Raw genomic sequence first — 6,636 nt, 5'->3', positions numbered from 1 at the left:
CCACGAAGATCGGGAGCAGCAGAAGTGCGAGAAGCGTGATCTGCCAGGAGATCCCGATCATCACCACGAGAGTGATCGCGAGGGTGACGATATTGCCCACCACGCCGGACAGGGTGTCGCTGAAGGCGCGCTGAGCACCGATGACGTCGTTGTTCAGGCGCGAGACGAGCGCACCCGTGCGGGTTCTCGTGAAGAAGGCGACGGGCATGCGCTGCACGTGGTCGAAGACCGTGGTGCGCAGGTCGAGGATGAGATCCTCGCCGATGCTCGCCGACAACCAACGGTTCGCGATCCCGAGGCCGGCCTCGACCAGTGCGATCGCGGCGATGATCACCGCGAGCAGCACCACGACCGAGACCGCGGCGCCGTCGACGATCGCGTCGATCACCCGCCCGGCGAGCACCGGGGTCGCGACGCCGAGCGCTGCGATGGTCACGCTCAGGGCAAGATAGAAGGTGATGTTGCGACGGTGCGGCCGGGCGAACTCGGCGATCCGCCGCAGGCTCGCTCGGGAGAACGGCCTGCGGTCGCTCTCGGCGTGCATCGCGTTGTACATCGCGTTCCACGCGGTGACTTCCATGCTCATGGTGTCGGCCTCCTCGGGTCGCAGCCGAGGCTAGGACCTCGAGTGCGCTCGAGGTCAAGCCTAGGTGTGATGTCCAGGGGCGGGGCGCCGTCGCCGACGGGCGAGGTCACCGGTATCGGAACTCGGGGAGGATCTCGCCGAGGATCGGTTGGCGATCCCATTCAGTTCCATTCAGTGGACTCCGGCACCGGCCACACGGTCCGAGACCGGATACTGCATCGAATGAACGATCTTTCGGATCCGGCCGGCCGGTACTCGGTGGCGGTCGACACCCGTGACCCGGCCGCGCTGGCTGCCCTGTTCACAGCGGACGCCGAGTTCGTCCGACCTCCCGTCATGACCCGCGGTGCCGGAACGGCGATCACGGTAGGCCGGGATGCGATCGTCGCGATGGTGCTCGACGGCACCGCGCACCTGCACGCCACCCACCACGCCGTGCATCAGCGGGTGATCGACGTGGACGGTGACAGCGCCACCGGATGGGTGTACTGCCTCGCCCACCATCTGTACCGGAGCAGGGACGGCATGCGTGACAGCGCGATCACCCTCCGCTATCGGGATGCCTATCGGCGTGAGGACGGTCGCTGGCGGATCGCCCGCAGGGAACTGATCGTCGACATCATCGACGATCGTCCCGTCACGGTGCCCACCGCCTGAACCACCCCGTCCCGGCGTCGGTTCGGTCGGATCCCGTCCGAACCGACTGCCCGGGATCGGTCAGCGACCGGCAGCGAGAACGACCTCGACGAGCTCTTCGACGGCCCGAGTGCAATCGTTGCGGTCGTATCCGAGGAGCTGCACTTCTTCGGCCGCCGGCTCGTAGGACAGGCGGTTGCCTCTGCCCTGCACGATCGCAGCGTCGGGCAGGAAGGGATGCGACTCGTCCCGCTCGGGGATGTTGCGATCGCCGCCGGCGGCATCGACCATGAGCTGGAAGAACTCCTTGTACAGAAGGTTCTGGTCGCCGACGAGATAGGCCTTGCCGGATTCTCCTCGATGCAGCGCGCCGTGGATCGCCTGGGCGAGGGAGTGCGCCGACATGTAGTTGGTGCCTCCCGTAGGAGCGAAGTCCGGGAAGGCCGGTTCCTTGCCGGCCGCCCAGGACACCATGCGCCGGTAGCGCCGGGCCGAAGCGCCCGGTACCGCCCCGATGATCGAGGGCGGGTTCAGGGTGCACACGGTGAACGAGTCGTCGGCCAGCGCCCGTGCGCCCTCGTCGGCGTCCCGGCGCGCCGCCACGTAGGGGTTGGTGTCTGCGAAGGCCGGTTGCAGATGGTGGTAGTAACTGCCGATCTGCACGAAACGACCCACTCCGGCCTGTTTGGCGAGGGCGGCGAAGCGGGGCACACCGATGCTCTGCGTGGTCTCCCAGAACGATTCGTCGTCGCCCCCGTCCGTGCGATGCCGCGGATCCTGTCCGGCAGCGAAGACGACACCGTCGAAACCCCGGAGTTGTTCTGCGGTGAAGGTAGGAACGGTGTAATCGCCGACGAGGAGCGGAAACCCGGTTACCGGAGAATCGTCGGGCAACGCTCCGCGAGCGGCGACCGTGACGTCGTCACCGTGTTCGCGAAGGAGCAGCGCCGCGTGCGTGCCGATCATGCCGGTACCACCGACGAGAAGGATCTTCATGTGTTACATCTTTCGTTGTCGTGGAACAGATCAGGGATGTCGGGGGCGATTGGTCCACCCACCGGAATGTCTCGGGACCCAGCCTCCGCTCGAATGGGTACCGCCGTCGACGTGGATCGTGCCGCCGGTGACGAAACGCGACAGATCCGACGCCAGGAACAGGGCCACTCCGGCGACGTCCTCGGGGCGTCCGGGGCCACCGAGAGGCGACCAGGTGGGCCACAGCGCTCGATCCTGTTCCGGTACGAGTCGGTCGTACGGAACCTGTACGGAATCGATGAGGTCCGGGGCGATCGCGTTGACCCGAATGCCGTCCGGTCCGACCTCTGCGGCGAGCGACCGCGTGAACTGCCTCAGTGCCGCCTTGTACGCGGAGTAGACAGCGTGACCGGGAATCGCCCGGTGTGCCTCGACCGTGGTGAGGTTGACGATCGAACCACCTCCACCCTCGGCCATACCGGGGAGAAGGGCGTGCGTCAGACGCAGGACGTGGCCGAGATTGATCTCGTGCAGTTCGTCCCACAGCGACGGGTCGTTGTCGGTGAAGCGATGCGGGGGCCGCAGATAGTGGCCGACGTTGTTGACGAGCACGTCCGGTCGGTGGTCGACGATCTCGGGTGCGCACACCGCCGAACGGACGTCCCATTCCATGATCCGGATGGAACCGCCTGCAGCGCTGTCGAAGTCGAATTCGGCGCCGGTATCGACATCGACGACGAGTACATCGGCACCGTGTGCGGCGAACGCCGTCGTCACCGCAGCTCCGATTCCTCCGGAACCGCCGGTCACCAGGGCGCGCCGGCCCTGCAGCAGAGGTCCGGGTCGCGAGCAGACGGGGTGGGTCACAGGCCGAGTACACAGGAACCACGGTCTTCCGCGACAGGTCTGTTCCCGGTGTCCGGAAGTTTGCCCGACGGTGTTCTGCCGTGGTGCTACGAAGACCGTGAGGACGACACAGGAGACCGGATGCACATCGACGACCCGCAGACTGTTCCGAAGGGCACGATCCAGCGCACCGCGTTGATCCTGTCCGCGCTGGAGAACGCGGAACGCCTCACTCTGTCCCGGATCGTGGCTGCTACGGGACTGTCGCGCACCTCCGTCCATCGCGCACTGGAACAACTCGTCGAGCTGCGGTGGGTCCATCGGGACGGAATGGACTACCAGCTGGGGTTGCGGATGATCGAACTCGGCTCCGCGGCCGCACAACACAACATGGTGCGACGAGCCGCTCTGCCCACTCTGCACCGGCTCCACCGCATCAGTGGGTGCGTCGTACACCTGGGTGTGCTCGACGGGGACGACGCGGTGTATCTCGAGGCGATCGGTGACGAGGGTTCGGCTGTCTCGAATTCACGGGCAGGCAAACGACTCCCGGCTGCGTCGTCGACCATCGGCAGGGCGCTTCTGGCTGCACTGGGCAGCGATTCTCCCGAAGCCGAACGTGTCCGGCAGACCCGTCTGGCCTACGACCAGGAACAGTGCAGGAAAGGATTCGGTTGCGCTGCGGTGCCTATCGGCCGGATCGACACCGGACAGGCGGCCGCACTCTCGGTCTTCGGGCCGTCCGCCCGGATCGGTGACAGACGCCTGCTGGCGTCGGCGCAGAGTGCGGCGGCGGAGATCTGGCGACGTATCCAGGCGTCGCCACCGACGGGACGGGTGGCGAGGACGTGGCAGCACGGGAACGGTGCCGCAGTCCGGTCGTGAGGGCGGCCCATGTCGGCCCCGAACGTCACCTCCGGGCCGGTGCCGGGACAGCAGCAGCGGTCACCGTGCCACGTCGATCACCACTCGGGTCGGTCCGGTGAGGGAGAAGACCGAGAACGGGGTGCCGTGCGCGGCGACGCCGATGAACGACTGGGTGACACCTTCGAAGACACCGGACCCGCTGACCTCGACCACCGATCCGCCGGGTTCGGCAAGCACGGGATCCGGGCCGTCGTACTGCTCGACCCCACTGTCGAACGGGTAGGCGGAGCCGTCGATGAGCACCTGCAGCACGGCGTCGCCGGTGACGGGGACCTCCTTGCCGCTGCCGTCCTGGATCGCCTCGTCGACATAACCGACCCGCCATCCCGGCGCGCCCTCGCCGCCGAGTTCGTAGACCACGCGGTCGAAGCCCTCGTGCCGTCCGGTGCGGATGTCCACGACGGTGAGCTTCGCGTCCTGTCCGGCGGGGGAGACCTTGTCGCGCGCATCGCGCGGGACCTCGGCGGAGGTGGTGGGCTCGGGAGCCGAGGACGTCGGGGTGTCGACCGAGACGGCGGGGGAGGGTGCGGGCTCGTCGCCGCCGGCGGAGCATCCCGCCAGGACCAGTGCTGTTGCGGTGACGGCCAGGACGAGACGCGTGTGCTTCATGGGGCTCATGGTACGTCGGAGCGTCCGGCGGGCCCGGCGACGCTCGCGGGGGTTGACCGGATCGAGACATGAGGCGCACAATTCGTCCGAGGATGAATTCGACACTCGATGAATCGAGTGGATCATGACCATCGACCACACCTCCACTACCGTCGACATCCGCGACCTGAACGTTCGGCGCGGCAGCCACCGAGCCCTCGAGGACGTGAGCGTGCGCGTCCCGCGCGGCTCGATCACCGGCCTTCTCGGGCCCTCGGGCTGCGGGAAGACCACCCTGATGCGCACGATCGTCGGCACCCAGATCGTCGAATCCGGCACGGTCACCGTGCTGGGCCTGCCTGTGGGCAGCGCCGCACTGCGCCGCCGCATCGGCTACGTCACCCAGTCGCCGAGCGTCTACCCCGACCTGACCGTCGCCGAAAACGTGTCCTATTTCGCGTCGCTCTACGGACGGAAGGGAACTGCGGTCGCCGACACCGTCGCGGCGGTCGGGCTCACCGACCATGCTCACGACCGGACGTCGGCCCTGTCCGGCGGCCAACTCGGGCGGGTCTCGCTCGCGTGCGCGCTGGTGGGCGATCCCGAACTCCTCGTCCTCGACGAACCCACCGTCGGACTCGACCCGCTCCTGCGGGCCGAGCTGTGGGAGCACTTCCGATCGCTCGCCGATCGCGGCACCACACTGCTCGTGTCGAGTCACGTCATGGACGAGGCCGATCACTGCGACACACTCGTACTGTTGCGCGAGGGCCGGCTGGTCGCCCGGCTGACCCCGGCCGAACTGCGCGAGCAGACAGGGGAGACGGGTCTCGAGAACGCTTTTCTCCGACTCATCCGGAACCGGACGGGAGCACGACCGTGAGCACCGTCGTCTATGCCACCACGACCACACGCATCCTGCGTCAGCTGCGGGCGGACCGTCGCACCGTCGCGATGATCGTGCTCGTCCCGAGCCTGCTGATGACGTTGCTGTACTTCATGTACCAGAACGCCCCCACAGGACCGGGAGGAGTCTCGCTGTTCGACCGGATCGCCGTCACGATGCTCGGGATCCTCCCGTTCGTCGTGATGTTCCTGGTCACCTCCATCGCGATGCAACGCGAACGCAGTTCGGGCACTCTCGAACGACTGCTCACCACGCCGCTGACGAAACTCGACCTGCTCGCCGGCTACGGCAGCGCCTTCTCGCTCGCGGCGGCCGTCCAGGCCGGCCTCGCGTGCGCGGTGGCGTTCTGGCTGCTCGACGTCGCCAGTGCCGGGTCGGTGCTGTGGGTGCTGGTCGTCGCGGTGCTCGTCGCGGTGCTGGGTGTCTCGCTGGGGTTGTTGTGCAGTGCCTTCGCCCGTACCGAGTTCCAGGCCGTGCAGTTCATGCCGGTGATCGTCATCCCGCAGTTCCTGCTGTGCGGATTGCTCGTCGCTCGGGAAGATCTGCCCGACTGGCTGCGCTGGATCAGCAACGCGCTGCCGTTGAGCTACGCAGTGGAGGCCCTGCAGGAGATCACCGTGAACCCCGGTGTCACCGGTGTCATGGTGCGGGATCTGGTCGTCGTCGCGACGTTTGCTGCCGCGGCACTCGCGCTCGGGGCGGCGACACTGCGCCGCCGCACCCCGTGACGGACCCGTCCGGGCCCCGGCGTCCCGGACGCCGTCCCGGAAATTCGGGCGCTCGCGACGAGATCCTTGCGAGTGCACGGGAACTGTTCGCCGTCGAGGGCTACGACAAGGCGACGGTACGTGCGATCGCGGCCCGTGCCGGAGTGGACCCGGCGCTCGTGCACCACTACTTCGGCACCAAACTGCAGTTGTTCACCGCGTCCGTCGCGCTGCCCGTCGATCCGCGGGACGTCCTCGCCCCCGTCTACGCGGCCCCGTGCGCGGAACTCGGCCGGGCTCTCGCGACCGCCCTTCTCGGCGTGTGGGATTCCCCCCACCGCGACGCCGCCGTCGCGATGTTCCGTGCGCAGATCACCGGCGGCGACAGCGGACTGATCCGGTCGTTCCTACTGGAGGTCGCGCTCGCGCCCCTCGCTCGAGCGCATCGATCGTCCCGTGGGCAC

The 6,636-nt window shown here is 67.7% G+C and carries 9 protein-coding genes; 5 read left to right on the top strand and 4 right to left on the bottom strand.

The window, feature by feature from the left end:
- A partial coding sequence (locus tag R1101_RS26685; protein ID WP_269726634.1) for an ABC transporter transmembrane domain-containing protein occupies positions 1-586 on the bottom strand: 586 nt, incomplete at its 3' end.
- 222 nt (positions 587-808) lie between these two features.
- Between R1101_RS26685 and R1101_RS0113405 the strand changes: the two genes are divergently transcribed.
- Entirely contained in the window at positions 809-1,243 is a 435-nt protein-coding gene (locus R1101_RS0113405; protein ID WP_037223305.1) for a nuclear transport factor 2 family protein, read from the top strand.
- A gap of 60 nt (positions 1,244-1,303) precedes the next feature.
- Here the strand turns inward: R1101_RS0113405 and R1101_RS0113400 are convergent, their stop codons facing one another.
- Entirely contained in the window at positions 1,304-2,218 is a 915-nt protein-coding gene (locus R1101_RS0113400; protein WP_016933928.1) for an NAD-dependent epimerase/dehydratase family protein, read from the bottom strand.
- Between the two features lie 30 nt (positions 2,219-2,248).
- Positions 2,249-3,064 carry an SDR family NAD(P)-dependent oxidoreductase gene (locus tag R1101_RS0113395; RefSeq protein ID WP_016933927.1) on the bottom strand — a complete coding sequence of 272 codons (816 nt, stop codon included), beginning with the start codon at positions 3,062-3,064 and terminating at the stop codon, positions 2,249-2,251.
- A gap of 120 nt (positions 3,065-3,184) precedes the next feature.
- Here R1101_RS0113395 and R1101_RS0113390 point away from each other — a divergent pair, with 120 nt between their 5' ends.
- The gene (locus R1101_RS0113390; protein ID WP_051017539.1) at positions 3,185-3,928 is read left to right on the top strand and encodes an IclR family transcriptional regulator; all 744 of its coding nucleotides are present in this window, start codon (positions 3,185-3,187) and stop codon (positions 3,926-3,928) included.
- A 60-nt stretch (positions 3,929-3,988) separates the two neighbouring features.
- Here R1101_RS0113390 and R1101_RS0113385 read toward each other — a convergent pair whose 3' ends face one another.
- Entirely contained in the window at positions 3,989-4,579 is a 591-nt protein-coding gene (locus tag R1101_RS0113385) for an AMIN-like domain-containing (lipo)protein (protein WP_016933925.1), read from the bottom strand.
- Between the two features lie 124 nt (positions 4,580-4,703).
- On the opposite strand from R1101_RS0113385, the gene R1101_RS0113380 reads away from it, so the two are divergent.
- The 3 genes from R1101_RS0113380 to R1101_RS26680 all read left to right on the top strand — a co-directional run.
- Positions 4,704-5,441 carry an ABC transporter ATP-binding protein gene (locus R1101_RS0113380; RefSeq protein ID WP_016933924.1) on the top strand — a complete coding sequence of 246 codons (738 nt, stop codon included), beginning with the start codon at positions 4,704-4,706 and terminating at the stop codon, positions 5,439-5,441.
- Positions 5,438-6,193 (top strand): ABC transporter permease, encoded by a 756-nt coding sequence (locus R1101_RS0113375; RefSeq protein WP_016933923.1) that lies wholly within the window; start codon positions 5,438-5,440, stop codon positions 6,191-6,193. Before R1101_RS0113380 ends, R1101_RS0113375 begins: the two co-directional genes overlap by 4 nt.
- Positions 6,190-6,636 (top strand): TetR/AcrR family transcriptional regulator (locus R1101_RS26680; RefSeq protein ID WP_016933922.1); only part of this gene is annotated, 447 nt, incomplete at its 3' end. The genes R1101_RS0113375 and R1101_RS26680, both read left to right, overlap by 4 nt.

The organism is Rhodococcus sp. R1101, assembly GCF_000278445.1.
In the GTDB taxonomy this organism is placed as follows: domain Bacteria; phylum Actinomycetota; class Actinomycetes; order Mycobacteriales; family Mycobacteriaceae; genus Rhodococcus; species Rhodococcus gordoniae.
This window is presented reverse-complemented; position numbering and strand designations above follow the sequence as displayed.

Excerpts from the sequence above, each read along its gene's own strand:
- R1101_RS0113405 (WP_037223305.1), top strand. The coding sequence starts at position 809 with ATGAACGATCTTTCGGATCCGGCCGGCCGGTACTCGGTGGCGGTCGAC.
- R1101_RS0113400 (WP_016933928.1), bottom strand. The coding sequence starts at position 2,218 with ATGAAGATCCTTCTCGTCGGTGGTACCGGCATGATCGGCACGCACGCG.
- R1101_RS0113390 (WP_051017539.1), top strand. The coding sequence starts at position 3,185 with ATGCACATCGACGACCCGCAGACTGTTCCGAAGGGCACGATCCAGCGC.
- R1101_RS0113385 (WP_016933925.1), bottom strand. The coding sequence starts at position 4,579 with ATGAAGCACACGCGTCTCGTCCTGGCCGTCACCGCAACAGCACTGGTC.
- R1101_RS0113380 (WP_016933924.1), top strand. The coding sequence starts at position 4,704 with ATGACCATCGACCACACCTCCACTACCGTCGACATCCGCGACCTGAAC.